The sequence below is a fragment of the Sphingomonas sp. GC_Shp_3 genome (genome assembly GCF_026540945.1).
Classification (GTDB): Bacteria; Pseudomonadota; Alphaproteobacteria; order Sphingomonadales; family Sphingomonadaceae; genus Sphingomonas.
Genome location: NZ_JALNUT010000016.1, coordinates 24138 through 41601 on the forward strand (window position 1 = coordinate 24138; position 17464 = coordinate 41601).

The 17464-nt window shown below is 59.2% G+C and carries 15 protein-coding genes; 10 read left to right on the top strand and 5 right to left on the bottom strand.

Features of this window, described 5'->3' with window-relative positions; translation table 11 throughout:
- Positions 1-18 precede the first annotated feature (18 nt).
- From OXR00_RS18670 to OXR00_RS18680, 3 genes are all read left to right on the top strand, one after another.
- A complete protein-coding gene (locus OXR00_RS18670; RefSeq protein ID WP_267389731.1) occupies positions 19-510 on the top strand; it encodes a hypothetical protein in 492 nt (163 codons plus the stop codon).
- Positions 503-1105 carry a hypothetical protein gene (locus OXR00_RS18675; RefSeq protein WP_267389732.1) on the top strand — a complete coding sequence of 201 codons (603 nt, stop codon included), beginning with the start codon at positions 503-505 and terminating at the stop codon, positions 1103-1105. Before OXR00_RS18670 ends, OXR00_RS18675 begins: the two co-directional genes overlap by 8 nt.
- A gap of 170 nt (positions 1106-1275) precedes the next feature.
- Complete coding sequence (locus OXR00_RS18680) at positions 1276-1638, top strand: hypothetical protein (RefSeq protein WP_267389733.1); 363 nt, start codon at positions 1276-1278, stop codon at positions 1636-1638.
- 120 nt (positions 1639-1758) lie between these two features.
- On the opposite strand, the gene OXR00_RS18685 is transcribed toward OXR00_RS18680, so the two are convergent.
- On the bottom strand, positions 1759-2304 hold the full coding sequence (locus tag OXR00_RS18685) for a hypothetical protein (protein WP_267389734.1): 546 nt from the start codon (positions 2302-2304) through the stop codon (positions 1759-1761).
- Between the two features lie 15 nt (positions 2305-2319).
- The gene (locus OXR00_RS18690) at positions 2320-3297 is read right to left on the bottom strand and encodes a hypothetical protein (protein WP_267389735.1); all 978 of its coding nucleotides are present in this window, start codon (positions 3295-3297) and stop codon (positions 2320-2322) included.
- Between the two features lie 461 nt (positions 3298-3758).
- On the opposite strand from OXR00_RS18690, the gene OXR00_RS18695 reads away from it, so the two are divergent.
- The 5 genes from OXR00_RS18695 to OXR00_RS18715 all read left to right on the top strand — a co-directional run bounded on the left by OXR00_RS18695 (position 3759) and on the right by OXR00_RS18715 (position 7503).
- Positions 3759-5651 (top strand): KUP/HAK/KT family potassium transporter, encoded by a 1893-nt coding sequence (locus tag OXR00_RS18695; protein WP_267389736.1) that lies wholly within the window; start codon positions 3759-3761, stop codon positions 5649-5651.
- A 330-nt stretch (positions 5652-5981) separates the two neighbouring features.
- Entirely contained in the window at positions 5982-6248 is a 267-nt protein-coding gene (locus OXR00_RS18700) for a hypothetical protein (RefSeq protein ID WP_267389737.1), read from the top strand.
- Between the two features lie 61 nt (positions 6249-6309).
- Complete coding sequence (locus tag OXR00_RS18705; protein WP_267389738.1) at positions 6310-6813, top strand: DUF892 family protein; 504 nt, start codon at positions 6310-6312, stop codon at positions 6811-6813.
- A 94-nt stretch (positions 6814-6907) separates the two neighbouring features.
- Positions 6908-7090 carry a CsbD family protein gene (locus tag OXR00_RS18710; RefSeq protein WP_242154462.1) on the top strand — a complete coding sequence of 61 codons (183 nt, stop codon included), beginning with the start codon at positions 6908-6910 and terminating at the stop codon, positions 7088-7090.
- A 53-nt stretch (positions 7091-7143) separates the two neighbouring features.
- Positions 7144-7503: a hypothetical protein gene (locus OXR00_RS18715; RefSeq protein ID WP_267389739.1), complete on the top strand. Its 360-nt coding sequence runs from the start codon at positions 7144-7146 to the stop codon at positions 7501-7503.
- A gap of 598 nt (positions 7504-8101) precedes the next feature.
- Here the strand turns inward: OXR00_RS18715 and OXR00_RS18720 are convergent.
- The 3 genes from OXR00_RS18720 to OXR00_RS18730 all read right to left on the bottom strand — a co-directional run bounded on the left by OXR00_RS18720 (position 8102) and on the right by OXR00_RS18730 (position 13318).
- On the bottom strand, positions 8102-8314 hold the full coding sequence (locus OXR00_RS18720; RefSeq protein ID WP_267389740.1) for a hypothetical protein: 213 nt from the start codon (positions 8312-8314) through the stop codon (positions 8102-8104).
- 18 nt (positions 8315-8332) lie between these two features.
- Entirely contained in the window at positions 8333-10219 is a 1887-nt protein-coding gene (locus OXR00_RS18725; protein WP_267389741.1) for an AI-2E family transporter, read from the bottom strand.
- A gap of 906 nt (positions 10220-11125) precedes the next feature.
- Entirely contained in the window at positions 11126-13318 is a 2193-nt protein-coding gene (locus OXR00_RS18730) for a FecR family protein (protein ID WP_346732016.1), read from the bottom strand.
- Positions 13319-13449: 131 nt separating this feature from the next.
- On the opposite strand from OXR00_RS18730, the gene OXR00_RS18735 reads away from it, so the two are divergent.
- Complete coding sequence (locus OXR00_RS18735) at positions 13450-15105, top strand: ShlB/FhaC/HecB family hemolysin secretion/activation protein (protein ID WP_267389742.1); 1656 nt, start codon at positions 13450-13452, stop codon at positions 15103-15105.
- Entirely contained in the window at positions 15105-17402 is a 2298-nt protein-coding gene (locus OXR00_RS18740) for an EAL domain-containing protein (RefSeq protein WP_267389743.1), read from the top strand. The genes OXR00_RS18735 and OXR00_RS18740 overlap by 1 nt, the downstream gene beginning before the upstream one ends.
- The last annotated feature ends 62 nt before the right edge of the window (positions 17403-17464 follow it).

A 17464-nucleotide genomic window follows, 5' to 3' on the forward strand; every position in this document is an offset into this window, starting at 1 on the left:
AGCGTGTTACGGTGGCGTATGACAACCAAAGGCATCGAGCACTTCCCACAGCCGGAAGACTGGACCGACGAGGCCTTGAAGCAGATCGGCTACAGGCGCTTTGCAATCTCGATCTTCGATTACTGGCTTACGCAGGACGAATGGCTACGAAACCCTTTCGTTTCTTTGGAGCGCGCTCGCGCAAACGGCGTAGCGCCGACGTTTCGTGAACAAAGTTCGAGATTCCGTAATTTCTATCACAACATCTTAAGTGATGGTGCTTTTCGCCTAACTGGATCGAAGTTGAAACCGCAGGTGGCTTGGCACGCCGGTTGGGATCGCCGCCTTAAGAAGGCGGTTACGGCGATGGTCGAAGATCGAAGCTGGGGGTCCGAGTTTTACGCACCTGCATCGCACGCCCGGTTCATATCTGCCGATGACCGCACTGATACGGTGCTGCTTGAAGATGGAGCGGATGAGCAAGCGATTAGGAAGCTCGCAGCTAGCCAAGGCCTGCATTTGATTGGCTGATGCGGACGCCCGCTTTTGGGCGATTATAGCTGATCCGCTTTTCCACCCGATTGTTCCCGGCCTGCTTTTGGGCGATCCGAGCGGCGCGGGAGCACCGGAACGGCTTGAGGTGGTGGTGAGCGGGACGGCTGCTTTCGGGCACGTGGGCAACTTATCAGACGTTGGCAGGCTATCCATGGTGCGGCTATCTGAGCCGATGGCCTTTAGCTACCGCGTGTCGCTCCAAGTCAGGCATCCTGACATCCACCCTCAAAAGTTGATTGACGGGATAGGTCTGCCCGCCGCTCGGTATTGGGCAGCGGGTGATGAACGCATGACGCCTAAGGGCACGCTGCTCCCGGGCACCTATCGCGAGAGTTACTGCCTGTTCAACCTTGGCGAGGGCGAAGATGGTGAGCTTGCCAGCTTTCTCCGCAGAACACTCGTGGAGCTTGAACAAGTCGCCACGTTCATCAGCGACCTGCGAGGGACTGGCGGCCAGGTCAGCTATTATGTGTCTTGGTATCCCGGCGACCATGGAGAGGTTTTCGACGTAGAGCTTTTGGCAGGCATGGCCCGACTGAAAATTGATCTTGGAATTGAACCTGTTTGCTGAATGGCTGAGGACCCGCCATGCCCGGCGAGAATAATGGCGATAAACGCCGGTCATTGGTGGAAATCACACGTTCTCTACATTCGATTTGCACAGCGGCACGGCACAGCATTTAGGAGTGGCCTCGGGAGAATGTCGTGCAGAGAGCTGGTGTTGAGCAGAGCGTCGGATGCTTGGCGGTGTTGCCAGCAGCAGTCATTGGCTTTCTTAGCCTAAACGATGGTATCGGTCCGCAGGGCTGGCGCGGGTTGGCCGAGCTGTTTGGGTGGTTCATAGCCTGCATGGTCGTCGCCAAATGTCTTGCTCTTCTGCTCATGCGGGGCGGTCAGAATGGTGTGCCTGCTTACGCGCTTGCGTTGACAGCAGTGGCCGGAATTGGTGCGCTCACATACGAGTTGCTCAATTGGCTCGGCCTCGACGCGCCCATGTCGGCGAAGATCGTTTTCACCTCGTCAATGCAGGTGTTAGGTGCGATTGGGGCCGCACTCTCTTCTCTGTTGATCGCCCGCACAGTTTGGAACGACGTGCGGCGCTGATGTCTGGAAGTGGGCGGGAGCCGTCTGGCCGCTTTTCTCCCCGTTGGCTGCCGTTCGGCTTTCGGGCGATCCGATCGGCGCGGGAGCCACGGAACGGCTTGAGGTGGTGGAAAGCTGCCGTCAGGGCTCGACCACAAAGCGACCTTTGATGAACGACCTCAACACCGGCTTGAACGGTTCAACACCACTGTCGGCTTCGTATGTGCGGATTGCCGAACGGCCCGTGCTGTCCGTCAGGAAGTCAGGTCTGCCACGACTTGAGAGTTCCGCCACTTTGCGAACGCCTGCGTCGCTTACCTGCCAGACACGCACCCGATAAGCCGATCCGCCGCTCCATAAGGAAAATACAAGATCGTCTTGATTTCGGCTGAACAGCCCCATCGGGACATCGCCAATAGGTTCGCTGAAGTCGATTGGCTGGGCGCATGTGGACACGCATGCGATCCGAATGTTGTAGCCGGTGCTGGCGCGTTCTTCGACCACCACGGAAAAGGTTGACCGCTCGCCATCAACCCGGAGGGAAGCGACGGGTGAAACGGTGCTCGCCAATAGTAAAGGGAGGGCAATCAACAGGTAACGCATATGTCCCATCATACCGGGAACGCGCATGTCCGCTACTGGGCGGCTACCGTCCGTCTGCTTTCCTGCCCAGTAGCTGCCATCCATTGAACGTTCTCACGATCAAAGCTTAGGCGGTGTCGTAATGTATCGCCCTTCTCGCAGCACGGCTTCGGGGTCTTTTAGCTCAAGCATCGCGCGGAGCGCGTTCCGCTTATCGGACTGGCGAGCATACCAGCGTTCCCAGATACGCTGTCCCATCCAGTAGCCCAATTCTCCGGGCCAGCCATCAGGGGCGTCTTCGGCGTTTTCGACCCATCGGCGTAAGCTCCGAGCCGCTGGAGTTCCCTCCTTTATCACGCTCTCGCCAAACGCGTGCGTGACTGCGAGGTCGGCTTCTAGTCGTTGCCAAAGTTCCGCTTCTCGCGGTTCTGCCCAAGCGGCACGGCCCGGGTCCATCTGCCTTCCCGTCACCAGCTGCGCGATGAAATCGGCTGCACCCTCCACGAGAATGCTGCTGAGGAGAGCGCCGCCCTGCCGCTCCCGGTCTGGGTCAGTCTGGAGAGTATGAACCGTCTCGTGAGCATAGAAGCCGCGTAAAAGTTCACGCAGCTTGTCTGGCGTGTCGGCGAGCCTGCACAAGACTTCCAGCCCAATTACTTGAGCACCCGGCCCTGCCGTACCGCCAGAGTTGCCGGCTCCTACGACTAGGTAGAGGTGCGGTAAAGCGCGATCGGGAAACAAGCCATGAAAGGCGAGGTAGGTGGCGCGCAGCTCAGCGGTCGTCTCCTTTGCAATTGGAAGGCAGACGCGGATCGCTTTGGAGTAGGCCTCAGTGTGAGCCGCAATGATAGCAGCCAAATGAGCCGCGTTTTCGATGCGATGAGGTGTGAAAACCTGTAAACCGTAAGTGCCAAAAGCGAGGTAGTCTTCTTGCAATTGTTCGGCGGTGGGCCGCCCCTTTGTCCGACCGAACAGTACGGAGAACCGATCGGCGTCCTCTGTTTCGATCTTTACCGTGAGTGGATCAGCAGGTGGTGGTGGAGGCAGACGCCGAGTTTCGGCAGCTGCCGCAAGAGCGGCGGCAATCAGGATCATCATGCTTTCCCTCGCGACCGGACTACGAATAACCGTCTGATCGAATGGCTGCAATTAGGAAGGCCTGAGCGCAGCAACTATGGCCGATATTGGGCGTCAGCCGGACGGCAGCTTTCTCCCATGTGTTGCAAAAATTCTAAGTTTCGGACGTCTCGAATGTCGCCAATTTTGCAACGGCGGGATGGTGTTGGACGGTGTACTGCGAGAACTCTATTTTCGAAGCGAGCGGCCGATAGACGCTTCCTCGCAAACAATCTGCCAATGAGAACGTCTTCTGCTTCCTAAACCGTGTGTTTAAAGCAATTAAGCTGGTGGATCGGCGACGATCGCTAGCGAGCTCAGATTGAGCGATCGACCAATTTCTGTTCGCGGCTCAAATCGCCACCCCTGACTCAAAAGTCACTGGTTGTGCGCATCGGCTTAGGGCACCTGCGGCCGGTGGATCGCAGGACGGAGAAGATATCATGGACGTGCAGCGACCAAGAAACCGGAGTCGGTTTCTCCAACGATCATCGGCAGCAGCAGCGCTGACAGCACTTGGGATCGTCTACGGCGATATCGGCACTAGTCCGCTGTACGCGTTCAAGGTCGCGGTGCAGGCTGCCGGTGGCAACGTGGCGGTCTCAGCCATCGGCGTCGCATCGCTTATCATCTGGTCGCTCGTGCTGGTCGTATCGATCAAATATGCGGCATTGATCCTGCGCGCAGACAATCATGGCGAGGGCGGGGTGGTTGCGATGCTTGCTCTGTTGGGTGCTCGTGATGCAGCCCCTCGTAGCCGACATGCTGCACTGCTGGTGCTCGGTCTGATCGGCGCCGCATTGCTGTACGGTGATGGCGCTATTACCCCTGCAATATCGGTGCTGAGCGCTGTGGAGGGGCTCAAGACCGATGCACCCGCCCTAACGCCAGCGGTGCTGCCTATTACCGTAGCGATCCTGATCGGTCTCTTCTTCGTGCAGTCCAAGGGTACCGGTTTCATCGGTCGCGTTTTCGGCCCCGTCATGCTGGCATGGTTCGCCAGTATCGCGGTCTTGGGAGGCACCGCACTTCTCCGTCGACCAGCGGCGCTCAATGCACTCGACCCGGCATGGGCGGTAGGCTTTGTTCTTCACGCACCGGTCGGCGTCAGTTTCGCGGTGCTGGGCGCTGTGTTCTTAGCGGTGACGGGCGGCGAGGCGATGTACGCCGACATGGGGCATTTCGGCCGCTTCCCTATCCGGCTTGCCTGGTTCGCCGTCGCGCTGCCGGCGCTGGTGCTTAACTATCTAGGTCAGGCAGCGCTCGTTACCGAAGATGCAAAAGCGCTCGACAACCCCTTTTATGGCCTTGCGCCGGATTGGGCGCACTATCCCCTGGTTCTGTTTGCCACGCTCGCCACCATCATCGCCAGCCAAGCAATCATTTCGGGTGTCTTCTCGCTGACCCAACAGTCGATCCAACTCGGTTTTCTGCCTCGGCTCGGCATTCGCCACACCGCTGCGGATCAGGAAGGCCAAGTATACCTGCCTTTTGCCAATTGGCTGCTCGCAGCTGGCACGTTGGCTGCGGTGCTGATCTTCCGTTCGTCCGACGCGCTAGCGGGCGCCTATGGCATTGCTGTGTCGGGGCTGATGGCGATCTCGACCTTCCTTGCCGCGCTGATTGCAATCCAATGGGGGTACAAGCCCTGGTTGGTCGTGGCGGTGAACGGCGGGTTCTTCATGCTCGACCTCGTATTTTTCTCAGCGAACGCGGCGAAGCTGATGGAGGGGGGCTGGTTCCCGCTATTAATCGCTGGCGTGATTGCATTCCTGATGCTGACGTGGCGGACCGGCGTCCGGCTTGTCGAAGCTGCCAGGGCGCACCTTCGCGAAGATGAGGCGACGTTCTTGGCCGGCCTCAATCAAGCAGTGCCATGCCGTACTGATGGCATCGGCGTGTTCCTAAGCGCTGCACCGACCGGCGTACCACTAGCCATGACTGAGCATGTACGTCACAATCATTCGCTCCAAAAGCGCCTTGCGCTCGTTTCGGTGACGATGGTGGAAAAACCGTTCGTTGCAGATGCCGAGCGGGCGACGGTGACGCGGCTGGCATCCGACATCGACCGCGTAGTTCTTCGTTTTGGCTTTATGGACGACGTTGCCATTCCCGCTGGCCTTACCTGCTCGGGGCTGTTCACATCAGCGGAACTGGATAAGATCAGCTACTACATTGGTCGAGAAACGGTGATCGCCGATCCCCGTATTCCAGGAATGGCGCCGTGGCGCGAGGAGCTGTTCGTCTCGATGCAGCGCAACACCGCACCGACCGGCAGCTCGTTCTGCATCCCATCGAAGCAGTTGATTGAGATTGGGACCGAGGTGCGAATTTAATTGGCTAGCATGGTGCGAAACGCTTGATTTAGCCGAAATCTCAAGTGCTTTTTCGAAGCAGATATGAGGCGAAATGGCTGATTTCGAAGAGACGACCGTCGACCAGATTGCAAGGTTATACGATCGACACGATGAGCGAACCACAAGAGTACAGCGTCTGGCCAATCGGATCACGTCCACGCTCGGCCGACCAATGTCTCTGGTGGTTATATTTGGCATCGTCATCGTCTGGGTCGTCGGCAATTACGTAGCGCGTGCCGTTGGCTCGACAGCGCTTGAGGAGTTCCCTTCCCTGACCTTGGGTTCCTTGCGACCATCGCGGCACTGCTGGTGGCGTTGCTCATCCTGACGACACAGCGGCATGGGGAGGAGCTCGCTGAGAGTAGGGCGCAGCTCACCCTTCACATCGCAATGCTCAGCGAGCGCAAGATCGCCAAGGTGATCGAGCTGCTGGAAGAGCAGCGTCGCGATAATTTAATGCTCCCGTCCCGGGTGGATCACGAAGCTGCGGAAATGGCCCAAGCTTCGGACCATGAGGTGACGCTCAGCCTGCTCGATGAGGCTTCGGACCAGCGTCGGCGGCTGGATGAGGGTTGATTGGGCCCGATCGACACTACCCATCGTTGACACCGTGTTACCCGGTAACAGGAGACGAAACATGGCCGAGATTGAAACGCTTCAGGAGCTTTATGTCGACGAACTGAAGGACCTTTGGTCGGCCAACGACCAGATGGCCAAAGCGCTCAAAAATATCGTAAAGCAGGCGACCAACGACAAGCTGAAGGACCTGCTCCAGTCGTCGCAGGACGGCATTGCCAAACATACCGATGTGCTGAAGGCACTTATTGAAGGCCAGGACGAAAAGCTCAAGAAAGAGCACTGCAAAGGCATGGAAGGCCTTGTCGCCGAGGCGCTCAAGCATACCGTCGAGGAAGCCCCCAAGTTCGGACCGGTGCTTGATGCCGCGATCATCGCCCAATACCAGCGCATGACGCACTATGGGATTACCGGCTTCGGCACGGTTGCGGCATTCGCCAAGGCGCTCAAGCTCGATGACGATGCTACCAAGCTTGAAGCTGCGGTTGAGGACATGCATCGGGGCGATGACCTGATGAGCGAGTTGGCCGAGTCCGCCGTCAATGTTGAGGCGGTCAAAGGTTGAGCTGCTGGCGGGGATGTAAGCCCAGCCCTTTCGCATTATCTTAAACCCTCAGGACCGGCACCGACGGGCGTGCCGACTGTAATGGAGATGTCTGATGGGTGAGTTCACCGACAAGCTTGATGCCGCTGGCAATAAGATCGCGGGCAACGTCAAGGAAGCCGCTGGCAAAGCGACCAACAACGACAAGCTGACCGCAGAGGGCCAAGCCCAGCAGGTCAAGGGCTCGGCTCAGGACGTTAAAGGTAGCGTCAAGGGCGCTCTGGGCGACGATATTTGAATAGGGATGGGGCGGCTCATCGCCGCCCCACTTCTTGATGGTTGGGAGACAGCATGAATAGAACGTCCATTAATGCCGCTGTGGCGCTGACGCTCGGGCTCGCTGCATGCAACGGTCCTAACGAGAAAGCCGGCGCCGCTCAGGACGAGGCCGCAGCCAATGCCGCGGGCATAGCTTACAACGGAAACGGACCAGCCGAAGCCGCAGGGAAAGCTGCAGATCACGCAAATCGTGCCGTGGCTAAAGCGCGGAACGAACAAGCCGATGCGCTGAAGGATCAAGGTCGGGCCATCCGCTCGCAAGCCGATGCCGACGCCGATAAGCTCGAAGAGCAGGCGAAGGCGATGCGTGATACGGCCAAGGACAAAGCGGGCAGGCTGGATCAGCAGGCAAAAACGGTGCGTCAGCAATAGCATTTTCTTGAGCCTGCCACCGGATCACATGGCGCTGAGCATACGGTCCAAGCGGGTCTCCATGGCTCGATGATTTCCTCGTGTCCCAGCGCTTGATCGACGTTGGGTTCTAGCAGTGCAGTTTGCCTTTACGGCGCACGGGAACCAGCAGGCGGGCGTAGCATAATCGTATAGCGCGAGTCCGTCCTCGAGACTGGAGAAGCGTCGGGTGCAACATAGCGCTCGATCTGCCGTCGCTAGCAAATCAAGCGATGGTCGGATGATTAGTCCTTCAGCTTCTTGCTTGCTTTCTCGAGCAAGGAACCAGTAGCATCCGCCGCCTTGTCGGCACCGTTGGTGATAGCGTTTCCCGCCTGATCCGCAGTAGCCGCGACGCTGTCATCCGCACTTGAAAATATGATTGCCGGCACGATCGGCCGCGTGGTCGGTGCTGGTTGTCGCACTCACATCCGCAGCAACAACACTTCCGGCTTGTGCCGTCTGGTCTTGCGCATTCTAGCTGCATGCCGCTAGGCCGGTAGCCGTTGCGAGGGTTACTACGAATGTGACGAGCGTCTCCATAAACAATCGTTCTCTGTTGCAATTCTTCGAACTTGGGTCAGTCGTCGAGATCGGGATCGTCTTCCTGCTCGCCGGGCGTGTTTTCCCCGAGCTGCTCGGCCTCCTCCTGCAGGAACTCGAGCAACTCGTCTTCAAGACTGTTCTGAGCGACGAATGCGGCCATGAGGCCGTGCAGGTCCTCCTCTTCCCAGCCTTTTGCATCGGCGAGCTTCTGGATGTCCCTGGGTAGGCTGGCGATACCGGTCATCATGATCCTCTATCTGTGGGGTCAGGCCGCAGCAGCGGCGGTGTTGGAAGTAGACTTGGCGATCTCTGTCACGGCATCGGCGAGTGATCCGACGTAACGGTCCGCCCCGAGCGTGCGCTGGATCGCGGTGTCGCTCAGCACGGCTTCACCCTGCGGCCATAGGCCGACGATGATCCGCGCGGTCGGCGCCCGCTCGCGTAGGCGACGGACGAGATAGCGGAGCTGCGCTGGCGAGCCAGTCACCTCCAGGTAGGAGATGGCGATGACATCGATGCCGGCCACATCGAGCATGGCGATGTTCTCGCGCGATGTGGCCTCATTAAGAATCCGGCGAGCTTCGACACCGCGCTGGCCGAGCAGTTGCGCGAGCATGGCGGTGACCGCATCGTCGAACGGACCGGGACCTGCGACGCAGATCGCGTTGACCGTCGGCGCGATCGCTTCCGCAGGGGTCGCGGAAGGCCGTAGATCGTCGATCACCGCCAGCATGGAACTGGTCATGCGGACTGCACCGGCTTGGTCGATGGTACCGCGCGCCTGGTCTTCTACCGCGAGCTTAAGACCTTCCAGCACCACGCCGTCATAATAGTCGGCCAACGACCGGTCGATCAACAGCGTCTCGGCCTGGGCCAGCGCCTCATCGGGATTATTAGCGAGGATACGCTGGTAGAAGCTCTCTACCGGCGTCAGCGCCGGTCGATCGCCGAGTAGAACGTCGAAGAACTCCAGGCTCTTCACGTGCCGGCCCATGACGACGAGGCACAAGGTTAGCGGCGTCGACATGATGAGGCCAATTGGGCCCCAAAGCCATGACCAGAAAATTGCCGATACGATAACGGAAGCTGGCGAGAGGCCTGTCGAATGGCCGTAAAGAAGCGGCTCGACGACGTAGCCAGCCAGCACCTCGACAACGACGAAAAGAGCCACCACTTCGATCACCATCGTCCAGCCAGGATCGACCGCAGCACCGAGCGCGGCCGGCGCCACGATTGCTAGGAACGAGCCAATATATGGTACGAAGCGAAGCAGCCCGGCCATGATCCCCCACATCGCAGGCGAGGGGATGCCGATCGCCCAGAGACCGAGACCGATCACGACGCCGAAGCAGGAATTCACCGCGAATTGCGAGAGGAAATACTTGCTCAGCCGTTGACCGGCGTCGTCCATCGCACGGGTTGTACGATGCAGGTCGCTTGAGCCGAACACGCGGATGAAACGGTCACGGAGATCCTCCTTCTGCATCAGCACGAAGATAGCAACAATCAGGACGAGAACTGTGGTTTCAAGCGGTCCGAGAATCGGCGAAAGCACGGTCTTGGCGATCGCGAACGGCGAGGCTCCGTCCGAGACGACCTGAACCGGCACAGGTTTGCGAGTGCTGGAAGGAGCGGCGGGTCGCCCGTCGAGAACCGGTCCAGCCGCGGTAAGGGCGGCGGGCTTCGCGGGCTTGCCGCTGCCGAGTTGCTTGGTGATCGAGGCGAGGCGCGAAACGGCGAAGCCCTGGACACCTTGGACCTTGGCTTCAATGGTCTGCGCGTATTGGGGCGCGTTTGCGGTGAGTGAGGCGGCTTGGCTACCGATCAGGGTCGCCACGAGACCAAGCACTCCGAGCGCTGTTAGCACGGTGATGATGACAGCCGGCGCCCGCCACAGCCGCAGCCGCTGGAGGAAGTTGACGACTGGCGACAGTACGAACGACAACATTACTGCGAGCGTGATCGGGATCAGCACTTCCTGCCCGAAATAGAGCGCGGCGATGACGAGCGTGCCAACGGCGACGGCGGCAAGCGTCTTGAGCTCGGGCGCGGAGGCGGCCCTGACCTGCGCGGCACCGGGGGTATCCGCGGGGGCCTGATGGCTGCCGGTAACGACATCCTTGTAGCCGGCGACGCTGTCGAGGTTGCTCATGGGAAGGGCGCTTTCGTCTTTGGTCGAGTGTCAGCGGGCACGAACGTGGGCACGCTACGTCAGCAGACCACCGCCCGCGAGATATAGCAATCCGCGGCTCACAGAGCCGCGCTGCCCGACAAGGGTGAGCTCAATCGCCATCAGTATCATTGGCACGACACCGAGCTGTACGTCGCCAACATGACGGCTGATCCGGGATGCAGCGTTTCCTGCAATCACGGGAGAGGCCAGCGACGGTTTGCCCGGTGCCGGCTTAACGTCGCGGATATCCTAAGTTTCGGCGGTTGCGTATATCCTAAGTTTCGGATGTTTCGAATATCGCCATTTTGCGACAGCGGGCTGATGTTAAATGTTGTACTGCGACAACTCTATTTCGAAAAAGCCGCCGATAGGCGCTTCCTCGCAAACTATCTGCCAATAAGAACGCTTTGTGATTCTAAACCGTGTGTCTGAAGCAAGTAAGCCGGTTGAATCGGCGACGATAGATAGCAAGCTTAGATTGAGCGATCGACAAATTTCTGCTCGCGGCGCCAATCGCCACCCCCTGACTCAAAAGTCGCTGGTTGTGCGCATCGGCTTAGGGTACCTGCGGCCGTTTTTTTAATATTTATCAGCACAGATGGATCTATTCTGCGTCAAGTATCTGCATAACCTCTTCATTAAGAAGAGGATATATAAAAGAAACGCCAACACGTCGTCCATTTACCCAGACGACGCGCGCTGATCGTGTTTGAGCACCACACGAAATCTGCAAGACCTCATGTGGTACAGGCGGTTGATCAAAGTGGAATAAAGCACCGCCGACCGACAGGTTGAGGATGTGCGCCCGCCTTTTCTGACCTGACATAGTGATCTCGGTTAGATCAAACAATTTATACCGAGGCTTTAAGCGGAGATCCACAATAACTACCCCTTAACAGCATTAACGGCAGCCATTTCCGCGTCCTGCGCAGCCTTGTTTGCAGCATCCTTGGCAGCCTGATCGGCTGCCTTCGCTGCATCTAACACTGCCTTGAGGGCATCTTGCGCTGGCTTAACAGGCCCGCCGTTGGTGGCGTCCTGTGCCGCCTTATTCGCCGCGTCCTTAGCAGCCTGATCCGCCGCTTTCGCTGCATCCTGTGCAGCCTTGTCAGGCCCACCCTTGGCGGCGTCCTGTGCCGCCTTGTTCGCCGCGTCCTTAGCAGCCTGATCCGCCGCTTTCGCTGCATCCTGTGCAGCCTTGTCAGGCCCACCCTTGGAGGCGTCCTGTGCCGCCTTGTTCGCTGCGTCCTTAGCAGCCTGATCCGCCGCTTTCGCTGCATCCTGTGCAGCCTTGTCAGGCCCACCCTTGGAGGCGTCCTGTGCCGCCTTGTTCGCCGCGTCCTTAGCAGCCTGATCCGCCGCTTTCGCTGCATCCTGTGCAGCCTTGTCAGGCCCACCCTTGGCGGCGTCCTGTGCCGCCTTATTCGCCGCGTCCTTAGCAGCCTGATCCGCCGCTTTCGCTGCATCCTGTGCAGCCTTGTCAGGCCCACCCTTGGAGGCGTCCTGTGCCGCCTTGTTCGCTGCGTCTTTAGCAGCCTGATCCGCCGCTTTCGCTGCATCTAATAATGCCTTGAGGGCATCTTGCGCAGCCTTAACAGGCCCGCCGTTGGTGGCGTCTTGCGCCGCCTTGTCGGCGGCGTCCTTGGCGGCCTGATCTGCCGCTTTCGATGCGGCCTGTGTGGCAGCGTCGCTGGCCGCCTTCTGGGCGGCCGCCTGTGCAGCGGCCTGTGTGGCAGCGTCGCTGGCCGCCTTCTGGGCTGCCGCCTGTGCAGCCGCCTGTGTGGCAGCGTCGCTGGCCGCCTTCTGGGCTGCCGCCTGTGCAGCCGCCTGCGTGGCAGCGTCGCTGGCCGCCTTCTGGGCTGCCGCCTGTGCAGCGGCCTGTGTGGCAGCGTCGCTGGCGGCCTTCTGGGCTGCCGCCTGTGCAGCGGCCTGCGTGGCAGCGTCGCTGGCGGCCTTCTGGGCTGCCGCCTGTGCAGCGGCCTGCGTGGCAGCGTCGCTGGCGACCTTCTGGGCTGCCGCCTGTGCAGCGGCCTGCGTGGCGGCGTCGCTGGCCGCCTTCTGGGCTGCCGCCTGTGCAGCGGCATTCGCTTGATTGTCAGTCTTTCCGACAGTGGATTTGATCGTCGGTTCAACGCGCTCAATCACGGCCACTACGGTCTGGGTAGCCTTGTCTGTTACCGCGTCACTTATGATCGGACTCGATGCAATCTCCACTGCCTTGACTACCGAACTGGAAGCTTCGGCAGCTATACGCGTCGCGCTCGAGACGTCGGGGATATCTGTGTTGCTCATGCCCGTCACCAGTCCGCCAGTGACGGTGGAGAGGGAAACAGGGGCCTCATAAACCGCCGCGACGATCGCCGGCGCCGCAGGCCCCGGTGTTGTTGTCTCGATGGCTGGCGTCGTCACTACTGTTGCCTGTGGGATTGCCGGTGCGGCTAACGGCGTATGCGATGGCGTGGGAGTGGGCGCGGACAGCGTAGCTGACGACGCAACTACGCGGCGGATGCCATTGCTCTCCACCGCCAAGCGGAACAGGTCATTGGCCCCAACCTGTGCAACCCCACCTGGGAGGACGAGCTGATGCACGCCGTTATCGACGGTCGCCACATCAACTGCGCCTTCAAGCACTTGTACCGACGTACCTGCTGCCGTTACCCCGACCGAGAACGTCGTGCCCTTCACAACTGCGGCGAGATAGGGTGTTTTTACCTCGAAATGCGGGGTCATCTTCTTCTTGATCATGAAGACAACGTTTCCGAAATCCTCGATCATTTGAGTAAAGCCATTCGCCTGCTGGGCTTCGGGAAGGCGCAGTCGCGAGTTGGCGGCAACCATAAGATATTCACTTCCGCGAACGACGACTGCTCGGCCGCCGGGGCCGGTTGAGATCGTGTCGCCCGCGGAGATGTTGGTCCCACGTGTAGCGACCTTGCTTATCCCAGAGCGAGCGATCTGAACCGAGCCACTAATTTCGCTGACGGTCCAACTCGGTTCGGACGCAATAGCCGCCGAAGAGCAACTCGCCGCTAACATCGCGACAATCGCCTTTCGCATGTTTAACCCCTTTAATTCCATCCTAGCCGATTAGCGGAGACGCATGTGCGGGAGGTTCAACAAGCTGGTGAACTTCACGTTAGCCAAATGAAAGCTAACCTTTTGCAAATGGTTGTCCGCTAGCCACACCGCATTGTGTGGGGATGTATTAAATGCGTGGTTTAAAAAGCGTGCTGGCAGGTGGGGCAGCCGCATTGAGTCCCTGGAATGCCGCAGAGGCGCAGACCCAGTTAAACCGGGCAGATCCGTCAATTCTTGAACGTGCTGTTCCTCAGGCGGTTCAGACCGTTCCTAATAGCGCCCCCGTGATTTCCATTACACCAAAAATTTCAAAACCGGGACTGGTTGCCGAATTGCGCCTAGCGACCGCGATCATCATCGATGGCGGCGGCGAGGTTCCGCGCAGCAGGTTTAGCGAGGCGCTGGTCCCTTACATAGGGCGAGATCTCACGAGTGCGGATCTCAAGACGTTGTCACACGCGGTTGCTGATGTCGCGCGGGAGGCAGGATATCCTTTCGCCAGCGCATGGATCGAGCCACAGACACTTAAAAGTGGGGTGTTGCATGTGCGGCTGGACACCGGCTCACTCGCGGCAGTGCGCGTAATTGGTCATACTAACGCACTGGCCGATCGCATCTTGACTACCGCCCTCGTCACCGGCCGAGCAGTACGCCGTGATCAACTGGAACGTGCGCTCTTGCTAGTCGGCGATATCCCTGGCGTTAGCGTCAAGGAGAGCAAATTCGTCCGCCAGAATGGCTTTGGCATCCTCTTGGTCACAATTACCGAAGACCGGCTGAGCGCCTATGCACAAATCGACAATCGCGGCAGCAGGGAAGTCGGTCCGCTGCGCTCGACGATCATCGCCAACGCGCGCGGCTTAATACAGACGGGCGACGAAGCAAGCTTTGTCCTAGCGCAGACGCCAATAGAACCACGCGAATTTCTTTTTGTCCGCGCGCGTTACTCGGCGCCAATCGATGCAAACGGGGCGATTTTATCAGCATCGGCTTCATATGGGCGCGCCAAACCCGGCGCGTCGCTCGCGCCGCTGGATCTGATAGGCGAAAGCTATGATGCTAGCGTGCTTTACTCGAAGCCAATCCTTCGCAGACGCGCCGGCAGCCTTTGGGGTACGATCGAGGTGCGCGGACTGCGCAGCAATCAAACCTTGCTGAACATTCCACTACGTGACGACCGCATTGCGACGCTGACGGGCTCGCTCAGCGGAACCGCACGGGCAGGATCAGGGATCCTACGAGGCGAGGTCCACCTTATTGACGGTCTCCCGCTGCCAGGCGTGACGCATGAGGGCGCGGCTCGTGCTTCGCGGGGTGATGGCGATGCCCGTTTCGTTATCCTCAGCTATGCTGCCGAATGGACAGCACCGCTAGCAGGGCGGGTTAGCGTAGCACTCGCATCTGAAGGGCAGGTGGCATCGCGCCCAGTGCTCGCGACGATGGAAATTGGTGCCGGAGGCCCCAGCTTTGGTCGCGGCTATGACTATGCCGAACGCACTGGCGACAACGGCATCCTTGGATCTGCTGAAATCCGGTTTGATCTCGGGCGATTTGCTCCACATATCGTTGATCGGTTGCAGCTCTATGGCTCAGTCGATGGCGGCAACGTCTCCAATCTTCGTGGCGGTGTTGGAGGCGGCACGCTGGTCTCAACGGCAGCAGGCTTGCGCGGGGGTAGGGGCAAGCTGAGCGCGATGGTTGAGGTCGCACTGCCGCTCAACGCCGACCGCTTCGACACGCGCAAGCGCAACCCGCGCTTCTCCTTCCGACTGTCGCGCCTGATCTGATGAAACGCCTTTCATTAAGTCGCAAATCAGATTGGGCGATCCTCGCCGTCAGCTTACTGATAGGGGTATGGCTGACAGCGACGCCGATCGGAGATGCGCTCGACCGAGTCATCTCACCTGCCCGTTTTGGCGTCGTGCACCGTGCAGCTGGCGGCAAGTTGCTGGTCGTCGAGATGGATGCGAAAAGTGCAGCGGCGATCAAACGATGGCCATGGTCACGATTAAATTACGCTGTGGTGGTCGATCATCTGCGCCAGGCAGGAGCGGCCTCGATCTTGTTCGACGTCGATTTCTCTTCGCCGTCTGATCCGGCGGGTGACGCCGCGTTCGCCGCTGCGCTTGCGCGGTCCGGTGCAATGGTGACACTGCCGACCTTCGGCCAAAGCGCCAATTCCCTGGACCAGCGAACCATCGACGCGTTGCCGATCGCGCTGTTTCGCCCGCATGCCGCGCTCGCCTCGGTCAGCATCCGACCCGACCAAGACGGACAGGTCCGATCGATGCCGTTTGGCACCATGACGGCCGGAACCCCGCGTCCGACACTCTCTGCTTTTATCGCGCAGCGCTCCGGCACCATCGATACTGATTTTCCGATCAATATGTCGATTGACCCTGCAACAATACCTCGCCTCAGCTTTATCGACATACGCGATGGCAAGTTCGATCCCGCGTTGGTACGGGGCCGCTCAATTCTGATAGGCGCAACAGCCATAGAAATGGGTGACCGCTACGGCACGCCTTTGTGGGGCGTCATTCCGGGCGTATTTGTACAGGCGCTCGCGGCCGAAACCTTGCTGCGCGGCGTACCGCTTCAGGGCGAACCGATGATCCCGTTGCTATTGGCGTCGCTCGCTACGCTGCTGATCATACGAACCCGAGGCATCGCCATCATCTTTGCCACGCTCTGCACTCAGGTTGCCCTTAGCACCTTGGCGCTTGGGGCGCAGCATGCCTTACTAGTCTTTTATCCGCTCGCAGCAGGGCTTAGCACTATTGCGGTTGCTGGGTTGGCCTGCGGAGTACGCGATGTCGCAGGCCGGTTCCGACTGCAACGTGCGATCGACGATGCTACCGGATTGCCGAACGGCCGATCCTTGATGTCGGATCGTCATAATCATGCGATGTGCACACTGGTCGTTACGCAATTGAACAACTACGACAGCTTACTTGCTGTGCTCGGCGCGCGCAGCGGAGCAGATATCGTGATGCGCATTGCCGATCGGCTCAGGCTAGTGGCGCAGGATGCTCGTGTCTTTCGTGCGGCGGACCGACACCTTGCATTTCTCTTGCCGCAGGACCAACCGGTTCAGGATACTCTTGACGGGTTGCGCGCGATCTTGCTCCAGCCAGTCGAGGTTGCCGGGCGACGGGCTGACGTTGCGGTCTCGCTGGGCCTCGCAAGTGGCTCCGCTGAAACGCTTGAACGCTTGTTGGCCGACGCTGTACTGGCGGCTGACGAAGCGCTGCAAGCTGGCGTTTTCTGGCAACGTAGCGTTGCTGACAACGGCGACCTTGAGAGGTCCATTTCTTTAATGGGCGAGCTCGACGCTGCGATCGCTGCTGATCAGATTGATGTCTATTACCAGCCCAAGTACAGTTTGCGCGAAGGAAGGATCACAAGCACTGAAGCGCTGGTACGCTGGCGGCACCCCAAACGGGGGTTTGTTGGACCCGACGTCTTCATACCGCTGGCGGAAAAAACCAATCGTATCGCGCCGCTTACGCTGTATGTGCTGCGTCGCGTGGTGCGGGATATTACGAACTGGCGCGCAGACTACGGCGCGGTCACGGCTGCCGTAAACATATCAGCGAAGTTGCTATCTGACGCCGCTTTCAACGCGCAAGTCGAAGACATTCTCCTGACCTCTGCCGTTCCGAGCGAGACTCTGATATTTGAAGTGACCGAGTCAGCTGCGATGTCGGACTCAACAAGCGCAATTGCAGCGTTGAAGCGCTATCGTGAAATCGGCGTTGCAGTATCGATGGACGATTATGGAACGGGCCAGTCCACGCTCACGTACCTCAGGCAGTTGCCGCTCAATGAGCTTAAAATTGATCGCAGTTTTGTTCAACACGCGCACATAAACCGCGATGATGGCGTGCTGGTGATTTCAACAATTAAATTAGCACAAGAACTCGGTCTCAAGGTAGTAGCGGAGGGAGTCGAGGATCGCGCGTGCTTGGATTTTTTAAAAGGATGCGGGTGTGATAGTATTCAGGGCTACTTCATTAGTCGCCCCCTTCCGCTTGCACAGTTCCTAGAGTTCCTGAGCGGAGGTTTAAGCCTTGCCGCTTAAGCAAGCCTATAGGCTTCGTCGGCGCATCTCAGCCGATACGGGCATGTTTAGCATGCTGTGGA

Coding starts and splice junctions, on each gene's coding strand:
- OXR00_RS18670 (WP_267389731.1), top strand. CDS start 19: ATGACAACCAAAGGCATCGAGCACTTCCCACAGCCGGAAGACTGGACC.
- OXR00_RS18685 (WP_267389734.1), bottom strand. CDS start 2,304: ATGGATGGCAGCTACTGGGCAGGAAAGCAGACGGACGGTAGCCGCCCA.
- OXR00_RS18690 (WP_267389735.1), bottom strand. CDS start 3,297: ATGATGATCCTGATTGCCGCCGCTCTTGCGGCAGCTGCCGAAACTCGG.
- OXR00_RS18695 (WP_267389736.1), top strand. CDS start 3,759: ATGGACGTGCAGCGACCAAGAAACCGGAGTCGGTTTCTCCAACGATCA.
- OXR00_RS18705 (WP_267389738.1), top strand. CDS start 6,310: ATGGCCGAGATTGAAACGCTTCAGGAGCTTTATGTCGACGAACTGAAG.
- OXR00_RS18710 (WP_242154462.1), top strand. CDS start 6,908: ATGGGTGAGTTCACCGACAAGCTTGATGCCGCTGGCAATAAGATCGCG.
- OXR00_RS18715 (WP_267389739.1), top strand. CDS start 7,144: ATGAATAGAACGTCCATTAATGCCGCTGTGGCGCTGACGCTCGGGCTC.
- OXR00_RS18720 (WP_267389740.1), bottom strand. CDS start 8,314: ATGATGACCGGTATCGCCAGCCTACCCAGGGACATCCAGAAGCTCGCC.
- OXR00_RS18725 (WP_267389741.1), bottom strand. CDS start 10,219: ATGAGCAACCTCGACAGCGTCGCCGGCTACAAGGATGTCGTTACCGGC.
- OXR00_RS18730 (WP_346732016.1), bottom strand. CDS start 13,318: ATGGAATTAAAGGGGTTAAACATGCGAAAGGCGATTGTCGCGATGTTA.
- OXR00_RS18735 (WP_267389742.1), top strand. CDS start 13,450: ATGCGTGGTTTAAAAAGCGTGCTGGCAGGTGGGGCAGCCGCATTGAGT.
- OXR00_RS18740 (WP_267389743.1), top strand. CDS start 15,105: ATGAAACGCCTTTCATTAAGTCGCAAATCAGATTGGGCGATCCTCGCC.